This window comes from Priestia sp. TRN 1309 (assembly GCF_050846875.1).
Classification (GTDB): Bacteria; Bacillota; Bacilli; order Bacillales; family Bacillaceae_H; genus Priestia; species Priestia zanthoxyli.
Genome location: NZ_JBOZGM010000006.1, coordinates 103,695 through 122,241, shown reverse-complemented (window position 1 = coordinate 122,241; position 18,547 = coordinate 103,695). Strand labels below are relative to the sequence as shown.

18 protein-coding genes are annotated in these 18,547 nt (G+C 39.4%); 15 read left to right on the top strand and 3 right to left on the bottom strand.

All coding sequences use genetic code 11. The annotated features are described in order from the left end of the window. Positions 1-120: 120 nt before the first annotated feature. From safA to ACRPLQ_RS22105, 3 genes are all read left to right on the top strand, one after another. Entirely contained in the window at positions 121-1,401 is a 1,281-nt protein-coding gene (safA, locus tag ACRPLQ_RS22115) for a SafA/ExsA family spore coat assembly protein (RefSeq protein ID WP_165635125.1), read from the top strand. Continuing rightward, entirely contained in the window at positions 1,391-2,356 is a 966-nt protein-coding gene (locus tag ACRPLQ_RS22110; RefSeq protein ID WP_231099271.1) for a phosphotransferase, read from the top strand. The genes safA and ACRPLQ_RS22110 overlap by 11 nt, the downstream gene beginning before the upstream one ends. Positions 2,357-2,450: 94 nt before the next feature. After that, a complete protein-coding gene (locus tag ACRPLQ_RS22105; protein ID WP_033579658.1) occupies positions 2,451-3,110 on the top strand; it encodes a YhcN/YlaJ family sporulation lipoprotein in 660 nt (219 codons plus the stop codon). A gap of 103 nt (positions 3,111-3,213) precedes the next feature. Here the strand turns inward: ACRPLQ_RS22105 and ACRPLQ_RS22100 are convergent, their stop codons facing one another. After that, entirely contained in the window at positions 3,214-4,293 is a 1,080-nt protein-coding gene (locus ACRPLQ_RS22100; protein WP_165635126.1) for a YsnF/AvaK domain-containing protein, read from the bottom strand. 291 nt (positions 4,294-4,584) lie between these two features. On the opposite strand from ACRPLQ_RS22100, the gene ACRPLQ_RS22095 reads away from it, so the two are divergent. The 7 genes from ACRPLQ_RS22095 to yajC all read left to right on the top strand — a co-directional run bounded on the left by ACRPLQ_RS22095 (position 4,585) and on the right by yajC (position 9,795). Next, on the top strand, positions 4,585-5,121 hold the full coding sequence (locus tag ACRPLQ_RS22095; protein ID WP_028411700.1) for a BofC C-terminal domain-containing protein: 537 nt from the start codon (positions 4,585-4,587) through the stop codon (positions 5,119-5,121). Positions 5,122-5,417: 296 nt separating this feature from the next. Continuing rightward, positions 5,418-6,029 carry a Holliday junction branch migration protein RuvA gene (gene ruvA, locus ACRPLQ_RS22090; RefSeq protein ID WP_028411699.1) on the top strand — a complete coding sequence of 204 codons (612 nt, stop codon included), beginning with the start codon at positions 5,418-5,420 and terminating at the stop codon, positions 6,027-6,029. 16 nt (positions 6,030-6,045) lie between these two features. Then, positions 6,046-7,047, top strand: a complete 1,002-nt coding sequence (gene ruvB / locus ACRPLQ_RS22085; RefSeq protein ID WP_028411698.1) for a Holliday junction branch migration DNA helicase RuvB — start codon at positions 6,046-6,048, stop codon at positions 7,045-7,047. Next, the gene (locus tag ACRPLQ_RS22080; protein ID WP_028411697.1) at positions 7,044-7,244 is read left to right on the top strand and encodes a DUF2905 domain-containing protein; all 201 of its coding nucleotides are present in this window, start codon (positions 7,044-7,046) and stop codon (positions 7,242-7,244) included. The genes ruvB and ACRPLQ_RS22080 overlap by 4 nt, the downstream gene beginning before the upstream one ends. Before the next feature lie 23 nt (positions 7,245-7,267). Further along, positions 7,268-8,296 carry a tRNA preQ1(34) S-adenosylmethionine ribosyltransferase-isomerase QueA gene (queA, locus tag ACRPLQ_RS22075; protein ID WP_028411696.1) on the top strand — a complete coding sequence of 343 codons (1,029 nt, stop codon included), beginning with the start codon at positions 7,268-7,270 and terminating at the stop codon, positions 8,294-8,296. A gap of 23 nt (positions 8,297-8,319) precedes the next feature. Then, positions 8,320-9,459, top strand: coding sequence for a tRNA guanosine(34) transglycosylase Tgt (gene tgt, locus ACRPLQ_RS22070; protein ID WP_013059317.1), 1,140 nt, complete (start codon positions 8,320-8,322; stop codon positions 9,457-9,459). Positions 9,460-9,531: 72 nt separating this feature from the next. Then, the gene (gene yajC / locus ACRPLQ_RS22065) at positions 9,532-9,795 is read left to right on the top strand and encodes a preprotein translocase subunit YajC (RefSeq protein ID WP_028411695.1); all 264 of its coding nucleotides are present in this window, start codon (positions 9,532-9,534) and stop codon (positions 9,793-9,795) included. Between the two features lie 35 nt (positions 9,796-9,830). Here yajC and ACRPLQ_RS22060 read toward each other — a convergent pair whose 3' ends face one another. Then, positions 9,831-10,214 (bottom strand): TIGR04086 family membrane protein, encoded by a 384-nt coding sequence (locus tag ACRPLQ_RS22060; protein WP_034265495.1) that lies wholly within the window; start codon positions 10,212-10,214, stop codon positions 9,831-9,833. Between the two features lie 146 nt (positions 10,215-10,360). Between ACRPLQ_RS22060 and ACRPLQ_RS22055 the strand changes: the two genes are divergently transcribed. Continuing rightward, positions 10,361-11,014 carry a DUF421 domain-containing protein gene (locus ACRPLQ_RS22055; protein ID WP_028411694.1) on the top strand — a complete coding sequence of 218 codons (654 nt, stop codon included), beginning with the start codon at positions 10,361-10,363 and terminating at the stop codon, positions 11,012-11,014. Positions 11,015-11,034: 20 nt separating this feature from the next. On the opposite strand, the gene spoVB is transcribed toward ACRPLQ_RS22055, so the two are convergent. Next, on the bottom strand, positions 11,035-12,645 hold the full coding sequence (spoVB, locus tag ACRPLQ_RS22050) for a stage V sporulation protein B (RefSeq protein ID WP_028411693.1): 1,611 nt from the start codon (positions 12,643-12,645) through the stop codon (positions 11,035-11,037). Between the two features lie 64 nt (positions 12,646-12,709). Here spoVB and ACRPLQ_RS22045 point away from each other — a divergent pair, with 64 nt between their 5' ends. From ACRPLQ_RS22045 to ACRPLQ_RS22030, 4 genes are all read left to right on the top strand, one after another. Then, positions 12,710-13,003, top strand: a complete 294-nt coding sequence (locus tag ACRPLQ_RS22045; protein ID WP_028411692.1) for a post-transcriptional regulator — start codon at positions 12,710-12,712, stop codon at positions 13,001-13,003. A gap of 137 nt (positions 13,004-13,140) precedes the next feature. After that, positions 13,141-15,378, top strand: coding sequence for a protein translocase subunit SecDF (secDF, locus tag ACRPLQ_RS22040; RefSeq protein WP_328170660.1), 2,238 nt, complete (start codon positions 13,141-13,143; stop codon positions 15,376-15,378). A 140-nt stretch (positions 15,379-15,518) separates the two neighbouring features. Then, entirely contained in the window at positions 15,519-17,861 is a 2,343-nt protein-coding gene (recJ, locus tag ACRPLQ_RS22035; protein WP_028411690.1) for a single-stranded-DNA-specific exonuclease RecJ, read from the top strand. 15 nt (positions 17,862-17,876) lie between these two features. After that, the gene (locus ACRPLQ_RS22030) at positions 17,877-18,389 is read left to right on the top strand and encodes an adenine phosphoribosyltransferase (protein ID WP_165635128.1); all 513 of its coding nucleotides are present in this window, start codon (positions 17,877-17,879) and stop codon (positions 18,387-18,389) included. Positions 18,390-18,547 lie beyond the last annotated feature (158 nt).

Genomic DNA, 18,547 nt, shown 5'->3' with positions numbered 1-18,547 from the left:
TTGAACCAAACTGTGGGCAAAATGAATAAAAAAATGGTTCAAGGCATATCTTGTGATGAACAAACAGAACTTACTTTGATTTTGCACATATAGATGGCAGAGACTCTACTCGGGAGGGGAATGACGTTGAAAATCCATATCGTTCAAAAAGGGGATACCCTTTGGAAAATCGCTGAAAAGTATGGGGTTAATTTTGAAGAGTTAAAAAAAGCGAATTCTCAATTAAGCAATCCAGATATGATCATGCCTGGAATGAAAATTAAAGTGCCGACAAGCGGAGTGCCTGTTCAAAAAGAAGGAGCTCCTTCACCTGGGATAAAAGAAATGCCTAAAGTTCAACACCCTTATAGTGACCAATCCACAAAAGCTTATCCAGTAACGGAAATTGATGAAAGTCCAGATGAGAAAAAGTCAGCTAATCAGCCTGCTCAGACACCGTTTATGCAACCGATAAAAGAAGCACCAATTGCCCAGCCTAAAAAAGAAGCACCGATTGCTCAACCGAAAAAGGAAGCGCCGATTGCGCAGCCAAAGAAAGAAGCGCCGGTCGCCCAGCCTAAAAAAGAAGCACCAATTGTTCAGCCTAAAAAAGAAATGCCAGTTGCGCCAAAGCTTCCTAAATTAAAGCCAATTGCACCTGAGATTGATATTAACAATTATTACACAGTTAATATGGCGATGCAGGCTCCAAAAAAAGAAGCACCAAAAGAACTACCCAAGCATGAATCGCCAGAAAGTCCTGAGATGGAGAGTATAGAAATGCCTCCTCAAATGCCATGTTACCCAATCATGCCAATATCGCCTGTGATGCCAGGCTGCGGATTTAATTATATGCCGTGTCATCCGCCAATGTATGCACCGCAGCCATATCCAATGCCAATGTATCAACAGGCTCCAATGTATCATCACGGTTATGAAAACGAATCGTTTGAAGAACATGCAATGGGCGCTCACATGGCACCGATGCCAATGTATCCAATGATGCCACACAGCTGCTATGGACCAGTACAATGTTCTCCTTGTCCGCCTCCATGGGGATATCAGCAGCCCGTTTATCCGGCCTATCATCAAGCACCGATGTATCCACAAGTGCAAGGAGCTATGACAGGTGGCCATTATGAAAGTTCTTCCGAAGGTTTTGGAAACGCGCCTTACCATTATGGGCAGCACTATGCGCCACAGCAGCAAGGAGACTGCGGCTGCGGTGAACCACGACCTGAAGACTATGCACCACAGCAGCCTTATCCACAGTACCAGCAGCAGGTACCTTATGGCTTTCAGGACCCAAGGGCACCCTATCCAGCCCCATATGGCATGATTGGTGTACCTCCGTATCCTGCGTTTGACCCAAATGCATTTAGTATTCCAGAATATGATGAGTACGACGAAGATGAGGATTGATTATTATACACGAGACGATTTTAATTTAAATCGTCTCTTTCTCTATTTGAAAAAAAGAGATATTCAAGTTGAGACCTACCGTATGAAAAAGCCTCATGTCATCATAGCGGATACGAATAAAGGAAAAAAAGTAATAAAAGCTTACAGAGATAAAGGTAAAATTGAACATGTTTATCATTTTTTATCTCAGATTCAACAAGGGTACGCTGTTAATTTCGAAGCTTACCCACAAGGTGAACTTTATATAAAGGACCGTCATTTGTATTGGGCGATGATGCCCTTTGTTAAGCAAGTAAAAGAGGTAACGTATGAAAGTTTTCAGGATCGAGAAGAAGTATTACAAGCATTGAGCCGCTATCATGGAGAAGTTCATAAAAAGAAAATAGCCGCGTATACAAAGCTTTCTGAGTATGATCTTATTTTAAAATGGAAAAAGCGGCTTTCCTCTTTTCGAGAAGCATCACACATATTTAGAGAATTTAATCAATTTCATGTATATAAAGATATTGTGACTTGGGGAGAAAAAGCTTTAGTCTTAATGGAGCGCTTCAAAGATAGAGGGTTGAACTATTCTATTATTCATGGTGATGTTGCTTCACATAATTTCTTGAAAACAAACCACTTGGGTATTGTTATGATTGATTTTGACTTAGCGGCTAAAGCTCCTGCTCTTTATGACTATGTTCAGCTGGCCCAGCGCTTTTTGCCTTACGTCCAGTGGTCGATGAAAGAACTACTTCAACACTCGAAAATAAAAGAATTAAGCAAGCAGCGTTTTTTTCTTGCTTCTTTGCTATTTCCATCGATGCTGATGAGAAACTGGAATATAAACCCCTCTGCTTTATCATGGGCAAACCGTCAAAGGTTAATGCAGCAATCAGTTGAAGAATGGTCACAGCGTACGCGGTTTTATCGAGTGATTTACCAGCACTTACAAAACCTACATGACATGTAAAGAGTTTATAAACACTTCATCGAATAAGAAACGGCTTGTCTTTTAATCCTAATAGTAAGCTCAGAGTAAATAGAGCTTAAATTAGGGGGCGATTATGTTGAATAGGTATGTAGCAACTTCTTTAGCTTTTGCATGTATGATGGGACTTGGCGCTTGCAATAACAAAGACCAAGGTATGGAACAACGCTATACAGATACGACACAGCCTGTTGGGTATCATACAAATGAAAAAGCGAATGAACATCGCGTAGATAATCCGAAAGGTCCAATGACCGAAGTTTTAGATGGGAATGGAACACCTAATTATCCGTTAAACGTAAGTGATGGACGTTTTGACAATCCGACAAACCCTTATGGAAACATCAATAATACAAATGATCGTACAAATGGCGTGGCTAATATGTATTATGGTGAAGATTATCCAAGAGACTTTACGGAAAAAGTGGCTGATCGAGCTGCAAGCGTTAAAGGTGTAGAAAATAGTCGCGCCGTTGTCCGTGGAGATCAGCTATTAGTTGCTGTGGATCCTGCCAAAGACATAAATAACGGCCGTTTAAGACAAAATGTGCTCGATAAAGTAAAGCCTATTGCGAAGGACTACAATGTTCAAGTAAAAGTAGATCACGATGTATTTATGAATGCTCGTTCTCTTGATGACGATATTCGAAATGGAAAAGACCGAAATACGATTCAAACTAATTTCAATGGTCTATTTGAATCAGTCGATGAGAATGTCAATCATAAACATCGTTAAATGAAGAAGCAGCTGTCTGTGAAGGGCGGCTGTTTTTTTGATGAGAATACATATAAAAAAGCTGCCATTGAAGCCAGGCAGCTATTCCTCGAACATGTAACTATTAATTTTTCTTGTTAGAAGCAGATTTGTTTGTTGTTTTAGATTCCGCTTCTTCATTTTGAGCGTTAGTTTCGTTTTGTTTGAGGCGACCTTCTCTTTTTTTCGTATCTGCTGGTGCCGTAGCGACACTTTTTGTATTTTTAACATTTTTTGCAGAAGAGCTTGTCTTATTAGCTTGTGTGTTTGGCTTCTCGTTGTTAGTTGTCTGACTATTTTCGTATTCAGCTTCCACGTCGCTTGCTAGAGCTGCAGAAACTTGAGCGTAAGTATGGTCTGTATAGTTCATCATATTTTCGTATACTTCAGCGCTCGCGAGTCCATCAGGTTCTACGCTTGCTTCTTCTTTCTTAATCGTTTCAGTCCATTCTTTTGTTTCTTGAATAAGTTTTTTTCCTATAATTACTTCTTCAACAATAACTGGTCTTTTGGTTATTTCTACTCGTTCTTCCATGATTGGAACACGAATAATTTCATCTTCTGTAAGTGGGCCAGCGTTATAGTCTCCGTCAATTACAGGGCGGCGTTCAATATAAAACTCTTCTCTTGTAACAGGAACGTGTACAGTTCTTTCTTCCTCTATTACTTTTTTGTGGAGTTTTACTTCACCTACTTGAACGCGTTCTTTTAAGACATCTAATTTTTCTTCACGCAGTTGGACAGCTCTATGCTCGTTGTGTTCCGTATAGGTTCCGTACGCTGGAGTTTGTTCAGAGCTTACGGCATCTATCAAAATTAGAATTTTACCAGCAGCTACATCTGTCTCGCACTGCACGGCTGAGATGTCTGGGATGCCCATGCGGATTAATTTTGATTTCAAGCCGCTTCCTTGTTTGAGCCCCATGCCGCCTGTCATCATGGTAAAAAAGTTATCCATCATGACGCCAGCTAATGAACTTACGGCAGGCGAACCAGCTTCAATAATTACATTTGTATCATGACCTATTTGAAATGTATTGCTTTTACTATTAGAAATGACCATGATGTCTGTTTCTCGATAACCTTGACGTTTTAAATTATGGATAACATCTAAAGCTTCTTTTTCTGAAAAAAAAGTTCCGACTACACGTTTATTCATTCTCATTACTTCAGCTCCCTTTTTTATGAAAATAGATAATAGAAGTCCTTACAATTACTTCCACTATGTACATACCCTGCGAAAATTTAATTAAAACGTTTAAGAGAAAATTTTACAAATAGTGTGCAAATGTAACAAATACTCCATGTTTTCTTAACATAATATCGTGAAAAGGATTCGTTTCATAAAATAAGAGGATAAAAGAAAATAAGTAGGTCAAACTATTAGTGTAGATTTTCACAAAACCTTTTTAGATAATACTAAAAAGAGTATGATTAACGTGTGAGGTGAAGGTGAGTGAAGAAAGTCATTCATCAAGCAGCTTTTTTAATGCTAGTAAGTATTGTGCTTTGTATAATGCCATACCGTGCAGATGCGAATGAAAAGGAGCCGATGACATTATTTCTTGAGCGCGTGTATGTGGATGGAGTCGTAAGTCAAGAGATGATTAAAAGCCCTTCTATGACAAAAAAACAATTAATGAAAAAATATAAAAATTGGCGACTGCTTAAAGAAACCGATCGAGAGCTAGTTTTTAGAACAAGCATAGACGATATTTCACCTATTTTAAAAGACAACGGCTACGTAGGGCTTTCTGTTAACGGTATTCTCTCAGCATTTGAAGGCAAGCCAGCTTCGTCGCAGCACATTATACAGTCGTTTTTTCAAATTGACATCAAAAGGCTTGAAAGCTATCAGCATGAACAATTAAAGAAAGGTATTCGCGTTCAATCAAAAGATGAATATCTTTCCCTCATTAATTTCTATAAAATCTATCAGCTCCAGCAGCGGCCGCTTTCGATCAAGCAGCCGTTTTTTAGTATGGTAAAATAATTATTGAATTCAACATTCTAAATTGCTTCTATTTGCTTTTGGCGATATGTTAAAATGGTATTCAGCAGTCTAGTATTGTATATAACTTAAAAGGTCATTCATCAATAAAAGTGGGCGGTTCTATTTTTTACAGCTATTGTGAAAGTGGGTTGAGAAAGATGAAAAGAGGCGAACGTTCTCTTGAACGTCTTTTTAAAAGGAACTGTAAAGGAAAATAGAGAACGATGCGGGCAGGACTCTTCATAGGTAAGATGGAAGGTCACTGCCCGCGCGTACGTGAGTAAGGAGAGAGCTTATTGTTTGATTATATCAAAGGCACGGTTACATATATAAATCCTGAGTATATAGTAATTGAAAACAACGGAATAGGCTATCAGGTCTTTACGCCGAATCCATACGTGTTTTCAATTGATGAACAACCAAAAACGGTTTACACCTATCAATATGTAAGAGAAGACGTAATTGCACTTTACGGGTTTGCTTCGCGAGAACAAAAGGATTTATTTATGAAGTTAATTAGCGTGTCAGGAATCGGCCCAAAAGGCGGTTTAGCTATTTTAGCGTCAGGTAATCCAGCGCAGGTTGTCCAAGCTGTGGAGGAGGAAGACGAGAAGTTTTTAGTTAAGTTTCCAGGAGTAGGTAAAAAAACAGCTCGACAGATGATTCTAGATTTAAAAGGAAAGCTGCATGATATTGTACCAGATGCCGTTCCTTCTTTATTTGCAGATTTGGACGCACAAGAAGTCAAATCTCAAAGTTCAGAAGCACTCGATGAAGCGATTGAAGCACTTAAAGTATTAGGTTACGCAGAAAGAGAAATCAAAAAAATTGTTCCAGCTTTAATGAAGGAAACGATGACAACAGATCAGTATATTAAAGAAGCGCTAAAACGATTATTGAAACAATAAGTAAGGGAGGAGTAAAATGGACGATCGTATTGTAACGGGAGATGTTCTTGGTGAAGAAGAAATCATCGAGCAAAGTTTGCGGCCGCAAACCTTACAGCAGTATATTGGTCAGCATAAAGTAAAATCCCATCTTGACATTTTTATTAAAGCTGCCAAAATGCGAAGCGAAACGTTAGATCACGTGCTCTTATATGGTCCTCCAGGATTAGGTAAAACAACCCTTGCCACTATTATCGCTAATGAAATGGGCGTGCAAATCCGAACGACCTCAGGGCCAGCCATTGAGCGTCCAGGCGACTTAGCCGCGGTTTTAACCAGCTTAGAGCCTGGAGATGTGCTTTTTATTGATGAAATTCATCGATTAAATCGTTCTGTTGAAGAAGTACTGTACCCAGCAATGGAAGACTTCTGTTTGGACATTGTGATTGGAAAAGGGCCGAGTGCACGTTCTGTCCGTCTTGATTTGCCTCCGTTTACGCTAGTAGGTGCAACAACAAGAGCAGGGCTTTTATCTTCTCCTTTACGTGATCGCTTCGGCGTTTTAAGCCGTTTGGAATACTATCAAGAAGAAGATCTTGCTTCGATAGTAGAAAGAACAGCAGCTATTTTAGATGTAGAGATTGATCAGAAAGCGACGTTTGAGATGGCTAGGCGTGCTAGAGGAACTCCACGTATTGCGAACCGCTTGCTTCGAAGAGTCAGAGATTTTGCCCAGGTAAAAGGAGACGGAGCTATAACTGAAACCCTTGCTACTGAAGCATTAGAAATGTTACAGGTGGACCGTTTAGGTCTTGACCATATTGACCATAAATTATTAAGAGGGATTATTGAAAAATTTAGAGGCGGGCCTGTAGGCTTAGATACAATATCAGCTACTATTGGTGAAGAATCTCACACGATTGAAGATGTATACGAGCCTTATTTACTACAAATTGGCTTTTTGCAGCGAACGCCTCGAGGACGAATTGTGACTCCTTTGGTTTATGATCATTTTCAGCTGGAGGTGCCTGATCAGTGAATGATATGCCTAAGATGCTGATCACATTAGGAGGCATTTTAGTAGTCATTGGGCTGTTATGGCAGTTCGTTGGCAAGCTTCCTGGCGATATTTTTATTAAAAAAGGAAATACAACCTTTTATTTCCCAATTGTGACATGTATCCTAGTAAGCGTTGTGTTATCACTTATTTTTTATGTAATTGGCAGGTTTAAATAATTAAGTAGAAACAGGTGAACATTTTGAAAGTAGATTTATTTGATTTTCATTTACCAGAAGAATTGATTGCGCAAACACCACTTGAGCAGCGAGATGCATCAAGACTCATGGTATTAAACAAAGAAACAGGAAATGTGAAACATCATATGTTTCATGACCTTCTTGATTATGTGCAAGAAGGAGATTGTTTAGTGTTAAACGATACGCGTGTTCTTCCTGCACGTTTATTTGGCACAAAAGAAGATACAGGTGCTAATATTGAAGTATTGCTTTTAAAACAAACACAAGGCGATACGTGGGAGACGCTTGTAAAACCGGCTAAGAGAGTAAAAGAAGGAACGGTTATTTCGTTTGGTGACGGACGTCTGACTGCTGTATGCAAAGAAACGAGCGATCAAGGCGGACGTTTGCTAGAATTCAACTATGAAGGCATCTTTTATGAGGTGCTTGAACAGTTAGGAGAAATGCCGCTGCCGCCTTATATTAAAGAACGTTTGGATGATCAAGAGCGCTATCAAACGGTTTTTGCCCGTGAGCAAGGTTCTGCAGCAGCGCCAACAGCAGGTCTTCACTTTACAGAAGAGATGCTTGAACAGTTAAAAACAAAAGGTGTGCATATTGCATTTTTAACGCTTCATGTCGGATTAGGTACGTTCCGTCCAGTCAGCGTTGACGACTTAGAAGAGCACGATATGCACGCAGAGTTTTATCAAGTGAGTGAAGGAACCGCGGCTTTACTAAACAGCGTACGCGAAAAAGGCGGACGCATTATTTCAGTAGGTACAACTTCTACCCGTACTCTTGAAACAATTGCAACTGAGCATAACGGAAAATTTGTTGCTTCTTCAGGCTGGACCAATATTTTTATTTTCCCAGGGTATGAATTTAAAGCAATTGATGGAATGATTACAAACTTCCATCTTCCAAAATCTACGCTCATTATGCTTGTAAGTGCCTTAGCAGGAAGAGAAAACGTCATTTCTGCCTATGAACAAGCTGTAGCAGAGAAGTATCGCTTTTTCAGCTTCGGCGACGCGATGCTAATCGTGTAATTTAACATGAAAGGAATACATCAATGACAGCAATTCGTTACGAACATATAAAAACTTGTAAACAAACAGGAGCGCGTTTAGGTATTGTCCACACGCCTCATGGTTCATTTGAAACGCCTATTTTTATGCCAGTAGGCACATTAGCTACAGTAAAAACAATGTCTCCGGAAGATTTAAAAGCAATGGGGGCAGGCATTATTTTAAGTAATACGTACCATTTATGGCTTCGTCCAGGTCATGAAATTGTTAAAAAAGCAGGTGGTCTGCATAAATTTATGAACTGGGATCGTCCTATCTTAACAGATTCAGGCGGCTTCCAAGTTTTTAGTTTAAGCGATTTGCGCCGTATTGAAGAAGAAGGCGTTCATTTCCGCAACCATTTGAATGGAGACAAGCTTTTCCTATCTCCAGAAAAAGCGATGGACATTCAAAATGCGCTTGGGTCTGATATTATGATGGCATTTGATGAATGCCCTCCTTATCCAGCAGAGTATGACTACTTAAAACGTTCAGTAGAGCGTACTAGCCGATGGGCAGAGCGATGCCTTGAGGCTCACAGCCGCCCTCAAGACCAAGGTCTTTTTGGAATTGTTCAAGGCGGAGAGTTTGAAGATTTACGCCGTCAAAGTGCAGCTGATTTAGTATCAATGGACTTCCCAGGTTATGCTGTGGGAGGCCTGTCAGTTGGAGAGCCAAAAGATGTGATGAATCGTGTGCTAGAGTTTACGACGCCATACTTGCCAACTGACAAACCTCGTTATTTAATGGGAGTAGGATCACCTGACTCGTTAATTGATGGGGCAATTCGCGGGATTGACATGTTTGACTGCGTATTACCAACGCGTATTGCACGTAACGGAACGCTTATGACAAGTGAAGGTCGTCTTGTTGTTAAAAATGCCAAATATGCAGAAGACTTCGGTCCGATTGATCCAAACTGTGACTGCTACACATGTCAAAATTATTCAAGAGCGTATATTCGCCACTTAATTCGCTGTAATGAAACGTTTGGAATTCGTTTAACATCTTACCATAACTTATATTTTCTGCTAAACTTAATGGAGCAAGTCCGTGAAGCCATTCGCGAAGACCGACTTGGCGATTTCCGCGATGAGTTCTTTGAAAAATATGGGTTTAACGGCCCAGACGCAAAGAATTTCTAGGTCACTACAGGAATTTTCATCAAATTTATGAATGAGTACCTGTTGATAATATAAATAAAAGGAGGAGTTTTCATGGGTGTTTTACAAAATATTTGGCCATTACTTTTAATGTTTGTCATTTTCTATTTCTTGTTAATCCGTCCACAGCAAAAACGTCAAAAAAACGTACAGCAAATGCAATCAGCACTTAAAAAAGGTGATAAGATTGTTACAATTGGCGGTATGCACGGTTTGGTAGAAGCAATCGATGAGTCACAAGTTGTGGTTCGCAGCACTGACGGTTCAAAATTAACATTTGACCGCAATGCTATTCGTGAAGTAAGAAGCGTAGATTAATAAAAAAACGTCACGTACATGTACGTGACGTTTTTTTATGCTTCTCGTGAACCGGAAATGTTTACGCCAACAATTCCCCCGAGAATAGCGACTCCAATAAACCCAGCGTGAAATAAAAGCTGCTGTGCAGAAAACAGGTGACTATAGCCGAGGAATTGCAGCAAAAACATTAAAAAAGAATAAGAAATACCAGTGGCTCCTCCAACAAGCAGTCCCTTTGAACCGTTTCGTCCTCCCGCGATAAATCCTCCGATAAACAGTGTAATAAATGAGAGAATAAGTAAAAATAAACGTACGGACTGTTCTTCAAGCGATGTGAATTTTAAAATAAGCGAAAAGATAATGCTAATCGCTAAAGCCATCACTAAGATTGTTGCTACCCCTGCAAATACAGCGTTGCTCATTCGTTTTGCACCCAACTTGTTTCCCCCTCATGAAATAAAAAGATAGGTGAACCCTTAGTACGAGCATATTCGGGATGACTTCAAAATAGACGCATAAAAGTAAGGCTATTTTAAAATAAATGGTACAAACTACAAGGGAATACATAAAGGAGGTCTTTGCAGTGGAACTATTAATCATGGTTGCGCGAACCGTGCTTTTGTATGTAGTAGTTTTAATTATTTTTCGCGTTATGGGCAAAAGGGAAATAGGAGAGCTGAGCATTTTGGATTTAGTTGTCTTTATTATGATTGCTGAAATGGCAGTAATGGCTATTGAAAACCCAAAAGATCCTTTGCTGTATTCAATTCTTCCGATGTTAACGCTTCTTATTATTCAAATTGGTTTAGCTATATGGTCTCTTAAAAGCAATCGAATGCGAAATTTTATTGATGGTAAACCTAGTATTATCATTGAAAATGGAAAAATAAATGAACATGAAATGAAAAGGCAGCGATATAACTTCAATGATTTGCTTGTGCAGCTACGAGATAAAAATATAAAAAATGTAGCTGATGTTGAATTTGCTATTTTAGAATCTTCAGGAAGGCTATCCGTGTTTGAAAAAGATCAGCAATCAGGTAAAAAAGGCAATTTGAATTTGCCTTTTATCATTGACGGCGTTATTCAAGAAGAGCATCTGTTGCATGAACATAAAACAACGGAATGGTTAAGGCAGGAGTTAGAGAAACTGGGGCATTCAAACTTAGACAAGATTTCATATTGCAGCTACGACAACGGAAAATTTTTTATAGATTTAATAGATGTGAAACAATAAAACGCGGAGTGCTCCGCGTTTTATTTTCGTTTAAAATAACGTAAAACAGAAAAGCGATTTAATTCTTCTTTTGTTATCAGTCTAAAAAGCAGCAAAAACAGTACATATACAAAGCTTGTCAGTGCAATTGATAAAATGGTTCGTAAGCTTAACGGGATGGAAGTGAAAAGGTTCATATAAGCAAAGTGTCCAATAAAGCCTGATATGCCCATTACAGCAAAGCTGCGAAGATACTCAAACACATGAAGCTTATACGTGATTTTTTTCATGACCGTAGACAGATGTAAAAGAGTGACAAGCATCATTCCCACAACAATTGCAAGGCCAGCTCCCATAATGCCTAGATTGGGCTGAGTTGCGAGTAAGAAGATAAGAGACGTTTTGACCGCTGCTCCTATAAAACTGTTAATCATGGCGGCTTTTGCAAGGTCTAGCGCCTGCAGAACAGCTTGAAGCGGCCCTTGAAAGTAATAAAAGATAAAAAAAGGCGCCATGACTTTGACAAAAATAGCAGCTTTGTCAGAACCATACATCAATTCCATTACCGGATTAGCAAATACATAAAGAACAACAACGGCCAGTCCGCCTGTTACAAACGACAAGCGGAGAGCTTGATGAAGCCGATATTCGATTTGTTTCATTTGATTCTGTGCAAGAGATTCACTGATTGCGGGAACCAAAGAAGTGGATAGAGACACCGTTACAAAAGAAGGCAGCATCAGGAGAGGGAGTGCAAAGCCTGTTAATTCTCCGTACTGCTTCGTTGCTACCGCTGTCGCTACTCCTGCAATTGCTAAACTTTGAGCTACTACAATAGGTTCTAAAAACCAAGAAATTGACCCAATCATGCGGCTTCCTGTCGTGGGAAGAGCGATTCGCATTAAGTCAAGGAACGTATCTTTGCCCGCATGTAAAGAAGCAAAAAATTTTCGTCTTACCGTTATTTTCTTCTTTCGCTTGAACATAAACACCATGTAAAACAGGGAAGCGAGCTCTCCAAATACCGAAGAGAGCATAGCGCCAGCCGCGGCGTACTCAATTCCATAAGGTAAAAATGCTTTTGTACAGACAGCAATTAACGTAATTCGCACCACTTGTTCAATAATTTGAGAATAAGCAGCGGGCTTCATTTGCTGCTTTCCTTGAAAATATCCGCGAATGACAGACGACACGGCGATGATCGGAATAACAGGAATAATCGCAAGCAGCGGATAGATCGTACGTGAATCTGTAAAGAAGGTTTTTGCTACAACGGGAGCGAATAATATTAGTCCGAGCGTAAATAAAACGCTCAGCGTACACGTAATACTTAAAGAGACGACAAGTATTTTTTTTATTTTATGCCTGTCACCTAAAGCTTCTGCTTCTGCCACTAACTTTGAAATGGCAACCGGTAGCCCAAGCTGTGTTAAGGTGATTACTAATACCAGCGTGGGGACCGCCATCATATAAAGTCCCACACCTTCGTCTCCAATCATTCGAGCCACCACAATTCGATTGACAAACCCGAGTACACGTGTAATTAAGCCAGCAATTATTAAAATAATAGTTCCCTGTAAAAATTTAGACATATACTCACTGCTTTCTTGAGGTTTATACAGTGAATATATGCGCCGTCGGTGTCCAAGCATGACAAGTATTCCTCATACGAGAAAGAAATTTTACGCAAAATGTCAAACGGAAAGGAGGATCAATATGACACATCCATTTATTTCAGCTTCGAAAGAACTTATACAGCCTGTCGTATCCAGCAAAATGGAAGAATTTCATATGCTCGGATATGAAGAAGTAACGGAGAACGATTTATTGAGTTATTTGGAAATGAAAAAATGGAAAAAAGAAAAGGAGCTATCTCTCCATCAAGTTGTAAATGATATTTTATCTGTTAAGATCACGCAGGTGATGAGCTATGTAACCATTGAATCTTATAAATCTGATATGTTCTCAAGTGTTAATAATGGAGAAGACTGGAAAGAATTATTAAAGTAGAGTTTGTAAAATACATGTATTAAAATTTGATAAGGTCTTTATTTGACAGACATTAGGTTATGAATGATAATTAGATTGGTCATTTATCTATTGTTATCATTTCATGTTTTTTACATAAGAAGGAGGATTTTCTGTCGATGGTTAAAAGAGGACGTATCGTTGCCTTTTTCCTCTTAGTACTGCTTGTGTTTAGTACAATCGGAACAACGATGACTGGAATTACAAAAGATATTAAACTTGGCCTCGACCTTCAAGGTGGATTTGAAATTTTATATAAAGTCAGTCCAGCTAAAAAAGGCGATGTCATTGACAAAAAGGCACTTAACAGCACGGTTGAAGCGCTGCGTCAACGTGTCGATGTACTGGGAGTTAGTGAGCCCAGCATTCAAATTGAAGGAAACGACCGCATCCGTGTTCAGCTAGCTGGTGTCACGAATCAAAAGCAAGCCAGGGATCTGTTATCAACTCAAGCAAACTTAACGTTCCGTGACGTGAACGATAAGGTGCTGATGGATGGTACAGACTTAGCGCAAGGCGGAGCAAAGCAATCGTTTGACCAAAGCAATCAGCCTAGCGTCTCACTAAAGTTAAAAAATGCGAAAAAATTTGAAAAGATTACGCGAGAGCTTTCTCAAAAACCAGCACCTAACAATTTAATTGTCATTTGGCTGGATTATGAAGAAGGAAAAGACTCGTACCAAAAAGAATCAGCAAAACAAAATCCGAAGTACCTGTCTGCAGCTTCTGTTAGCAGCGTGTTAACACAGCCAGATGTTGAAATTTCAGGTGGAAACTTCACAGTGAAAAGTGCAACGCAGCTGGCGGAATTGTTAAATGCCGGGTCGCTGCCAGTTAAATTAGATGAGCTATACTCTACATCCGTTGGAGCTCAGTTTGGAGAAGAAGCTCTTCATACGACTATATTAGCGGGTATTATCGGCATCGGAATTATCTTCCTTTACATGCTGTTTTTCTACCGTTTACCGGGGCTTGTTGCCATTATTACACTCAGTTTTTATATCTACTTAAACTTAGTTGTATTTGACTGGATGCACGTGGTTATGACGCTTCCAGGGATTGCGGCTCTTATTCTCGGCGTAGGTATGGCAGTAGATGCGAATATTATTACCTACGAGCGGATTAAAGATGAACTGAAAACAGGAAGGTCTGTTATATCGGCTTACCGGGCAGGAAATCGTCGCTCACTTGCGACCATTTTTGATGCCAATATTACAACAATGTTAGCGGCTCTTGTACTGTTCTTTTATGGTCAAAGTTCAGTAAAGGGATTTGCAACAACATTAATGATTGGGATTGTGCTAAGTTTTATTACGGCCGTATACGGTACGCGTTTATTAATGAGCCTTTTAGTAAACAGCCGCTGGTTTGATAAAAAACCAGGCTACTTTGGCGTGAAGAAAGAGCAAATTCACGATTTAAGCAAAGATGACGGCACAACCGTTTTACCTACAGCGTGGGATAAAATTGACTTTGTTAAATACCGTAAAGCGTTCTTCACATTCTCAAGCGTGCTCGTGATTATCGGTATTATCTCGGTTGCTGTGTTTAGGCTGAACCTCGGTATTGACTTTACGAGCGGAACTCGCATAGAGATTCCCGCAAATCATACCGTTACGCAGGCTGAGATACAGCGTGAAATGAAGTCTCTTGATATCAAAACGGATGACATAGTTATTACAGGAAAAAGTAATGATACGGGTGTCGTACGTGTAGTTGGGGTCTTGAATAAAAAAGAAATTGCTAATTTAAAAGACCACTTTAAAGACAAATACGGTTCTGAACCAAACGTAAGCACCGTTTCGCCGACAGTTGGAAAAGAACTGGCGAAAAATGCAATGATGGCGATCGTGATTGCTTCAATTGGAATTATCATCTATGTAACGATTCGATTCGAGTTTTACATGGCGCTTGCAGCCGTGCTTGCTCTGCTGCATGATGCGTTCTTTATCGTTACGGTCTTTAGCTTAACAAAGTTAGAAGTAGATTTAACGTTTATCGCCGCTGTCTTGACGATTGTTGGTTACTCAATTAACGATACAATCGTTACGTTTGACCGCATTCGTGAAAATATGCAGAAATTTAAATCCAAAACGTTTGACGATTTAGCATTTATCGTAAATCTAAGTTTACGCGAAACGTTTACTCGTTCGATGAATACCGTGTTAACAGTTGTGATTGCAGTTGTAGCACTTCTTGTATTCGGAAGTGAGTCCATTCAAAACTTCTCAATTGCCCTGTTAGTAGGTTTAATTCTTGGTGCATATTCATCTGTGTTTATTGCTGCGCAGCTATGGCTTGTGTGGAAAGGTAAACAGTTGAAGCGTGAGGAACAAAAAGAAGTAGAAAGCAAGTAATTCAAAAACGTGCGAAGTGTTCGCACGTTTTTTTGTACGTGAAAATTTAAGGCGCACTGTCAGAAAAATATGCTTATTTTCTTTCGTTGCTCCATTTCATCCACTCTAGTATAATAATGTGGGTTAAGGGGTGAAGAGACATGTTACAGTCAAAAAAACGTTGGAATGTTCAAGAATGTGATGAACAACTTGTTAATGAATTTGTAGAAAACCTCAATATTACACCTCTAGTAGCTTCGTTATTACTTAATAGAGGCATGACAACAGTAGAAGCGGCACGTGAGTTTTTACACGTTGATGCACAAACGTTCCACGATCCGTTTTTATTGCACGATATGGACAAAGCAGTAGCTCGTATTCAGCAAGCAATTGATCATAATGAAAAAATTATGATCTATGGAGATTACGATGCGGACGGCGTCAGCAGTACTTCAGTTATGTTATCTGCTTTACAGCAGCTCGGCGCTGATACTGATTTTTATATTCCTAATCGCTTTACAGAAGGTTATGGGCCGAATAAGGCAGCATTTGATAAAATAAACGCAGGCGGCTATCAGCTGGTGATTACGGTAGACACAGGTATTTCGGCAGTCGAAGAAACGGCGTATGCACGTGAATTAGATTTTGATTTAATTATTACTGATCACCACGAGCCGGGTCCGGTTTTACCCGATGCCTATGCAATTATTCATCCAAAGCTGCCGGGCAGTACATATCCATTTAAAGAACTGGCAGGTGTAGGAGTTGCTTTTAAACTTGCTCATGCGCTGTTAGGGGAGCTTCCGGAACATTTGTTAGAACTAGCAGTGATTGGGACGATTGCTGACTTAGTTCCTTTAGTCGACGAAAACCGCTTAATTGCTCGCAAAGGTCTTGACTATCTCAAGCTCACGAAGCGTACTGGAATTGAAGCGCTGCTGAGCGTATGTGGAGTAAAACGCGAAGAAATTACTGAGGATACAATTGGATTTGCCATGGCTCCTCGCATTAATGCAGTAGGACGTCTTCAAGATGCTGATCCAGCTGTTCATTTGCTTATGACAACAAATGCTGAAGAAGCAAAAGGTTTAGCTAAAGAAATTGATGCGTTAAACAAGGAAAGGCAGCAAATCGTAAACGATATTACGGAAGAAGCCGTTGAATTTGTTGAAAGTATGTATCCTCCGGATGAAAATAGCGTTCTTATTGTAGAGGGAGAAGGATGGAATGCAGGCGTTGTTGGAATTGTTGCTTCTAGGCTCGTAGAAAAGTTCTACAGACCAACAATTGTATTAAGTGTTGACTCTGAAAACCGTATTGCTAAAGGTTCAGCAAGAAGTATCCAAGGCTTTGACTTATTCGCGAACTTATCTAAATGCCGTGACATTTTGCCGCATTTTGGAGGGCATCCAATGGCAGCCGGCATGACGTTAAACAGCGAGGATGTAGAAGAACTGCGCAGACGCCTTAATGAACAAGCAAGCAACGTGTTAACTCAACAGGACTTTATTCCAATTACATCAGTTGATACAGTATGCAAAACAGAGGAAATTACGCTGGAAAACATTGAACAAATGAGTGCGCTTGCTCCATTTGGTATGCATAATCCGAAGCCAAAAGTTCTCATTAAAGATGTTCATACAACATCTATGCGGAAAATTGGTGCGAATAAAAATCATTTAAAACTCGTATTTGAAGACAGCGGTGTATCGGTTGATGCAGTAGGATTTGGGTTAGGCTATATATTAGATGAAGTATCTCCTATAGCTAAGGTATCATTAGTAGGTGAACTATCCATTAATGAGTGGAACAATATGCGCAAACCGCAGCTGATGGTAGAAGATATCTCTGTAGATGAGTGGCAGATGTTTGATTATCGCAGCGCGGTTGATGTCAAACGTTTCTTTGAACAGGTATTCACAGATCAAATGAAAGTTGTTGCTTTTCACGATTCAACAATTGATAAATACAAGTCGATGCTGCCGATGGAACATGTTGTTCTTATTCAAAATGAAGAACAGGCAAAAGCATGCATGTTTGCAGGAGAACAGATCGTTTTATTAGATTTGCCTCCGTCACAGAAGTGGCTTGAAGCTTTGTTTGTCCAAGGTATTCCTTCTAGGATATACGCTATTTTCTTAACGGAAGAAGACCATTATTTTGATACAATCCCAACTCGCGATCACTTTAAGTGGTTCTACGGCTTTTTAGCGAAAAAGGGTCCTTTTGATTTAAAACGCTACAAAGAAGATTTAGCAATTCATAAGGGCTGGTCGAAAGAAACGATTGATTTTATGGCAAAGGTGTTTTTTGAGTTAGAATTTGTTACAATAAACAATGGCTTAATTTCGTTAGTGAAAAATTCTACGAAACGTGATTTAATAGAATCTGCGACTTATCGCCAAAAGCAGCAGCAGATTGAAATAGAAAAAAACTTTATTTATACGTCATATGTACAGCTTAAAAATCAATTTCAAGATATTTTTAAGCGTTCGATTGAATGAGGAGGCAACATTAGAATGAATTTTAAAGATTATATTACAATTGTACCTGACTGGCCAAAACCAGGTATTACATTTAAAGATATCTCAACATTAATGGATAACGGTGACGCATACCGTGCCGCAACGGATGAGATTGTAAAATATGCCAATGATAAACAAGTTGATATTATCGTAGGACCGGAAGCTCGCGGATTTATCGTTGGTTGTCCGGTAGCATATGCGTTAGGTATCGGCTTTGCACCTGTTCGTAAAGAAGGAAAATTACCGCGTGAAGTAATTAAAGTAGATTACGGTTTAGAATACGGTAAAGACGTATTAACGATTCACAAAGATGCAATTAAGCCAGGTCAGCGCGTGTTGATTACAGATGATTTATTAGCAACAGGCGGTACAATTGAAGCGACAATTAAGCTTGTTGAAGAATTAGGCGGAATTGTTGTTGGAGCTGCGTTCTTAATTGAACTTTCTTACCTTGACGGCCGTGACAAACTAGAAGGTTACGATGTATTCACATTAATGACGTATTAAGAAGAACGATCACATAAAAAAGAGTACCTGATACAGGTGCTCTTTTTTCGTTAAAAAACGTGAATACGTAAAATGGAAATGATGTAAATTTCATAAATTAGACGCAAAGGCTTTACATCCTTGGATTTTTTCAAGATAATAGTTACAATATGAATTAA

Coding starts and splice junctions, on each gene's coding strand:
- safA (WP_165635125.1), top strand. CDS start 121: ATGACGTTGAAAATCCATATCGTTCAAAAAGGGGATACCCTTTGGAAA.
- ACRPLQ_RS22110 (WP_231099271.1), top strand. CDS start 1,391: ATGAGGATTGATTATTATACACGAGACGATTTTAATTTAAATCGTCTC.
- ACRPLQ_RS22105 (WP_033579658.1), top strand. CDS start 2,451: ATGTTGAATAGGTATGTAGCAACTTCTTTAGCTTTTGCATGTATGATG.
- ACRPLQ_RS22100 (WP_165635126.1), bottom strand. CDS start 4,293: ATGAGAATGAATAAACGTGTAGTCGGAACTTTTTTTTCAGAAAAAGAA.
- ruvB (WP_028411698.1), top strand. CDS start 6,046: ATGGACGATCGTATTGTAACGGGAGATGTTCTTGGTGAAGAAGAAATC.
- tgt (WP_013059317.1), top strand. CDS start 8,320: ATGACAGCAATTCGTTACGAACATATAAAAACTTGTAAACAAACAGGA.
- yajC (WP_028411695.1), top strand. CDS start 9,532: ATGGGTGTTTTACAAAATATTTGGCCATTACTTTTAATGTTTGTCATT.
- spoVB (WP_028411693.1), bottom strand. CDS start 12,645: ATGCTTGGACACCGACGGCGCATATATTCACTGTATAAACCTCAAGAA.
- ACRPLQ_RS22045 (WP_028411692.1), top strand. CDS start 12,710: ATGACACATCCATTTATTTCAGCTTCGAAAGAACTTATACAGCCTGTC.
- secDF (WP_328170660.1), top strand. CDS start 13,141: ATGGTTAAAAGAGGACGTATCGTTGCCTTTTTCCTCTTAGTACTGCTT.
- recJ (WP_028411690.1), top strand. CDS start 15,519: ATGTTACAGTCAAAAAAACGTTGGAATGTTCAAGAATGTGATGAACAA.
- ACRPLQ_RS22030 (WP_165635128.1), top strand. CDS start 17,877: ATGAATTTTAAAGATTATATTACAATTGTACCTGACTGGCCAAAACCA.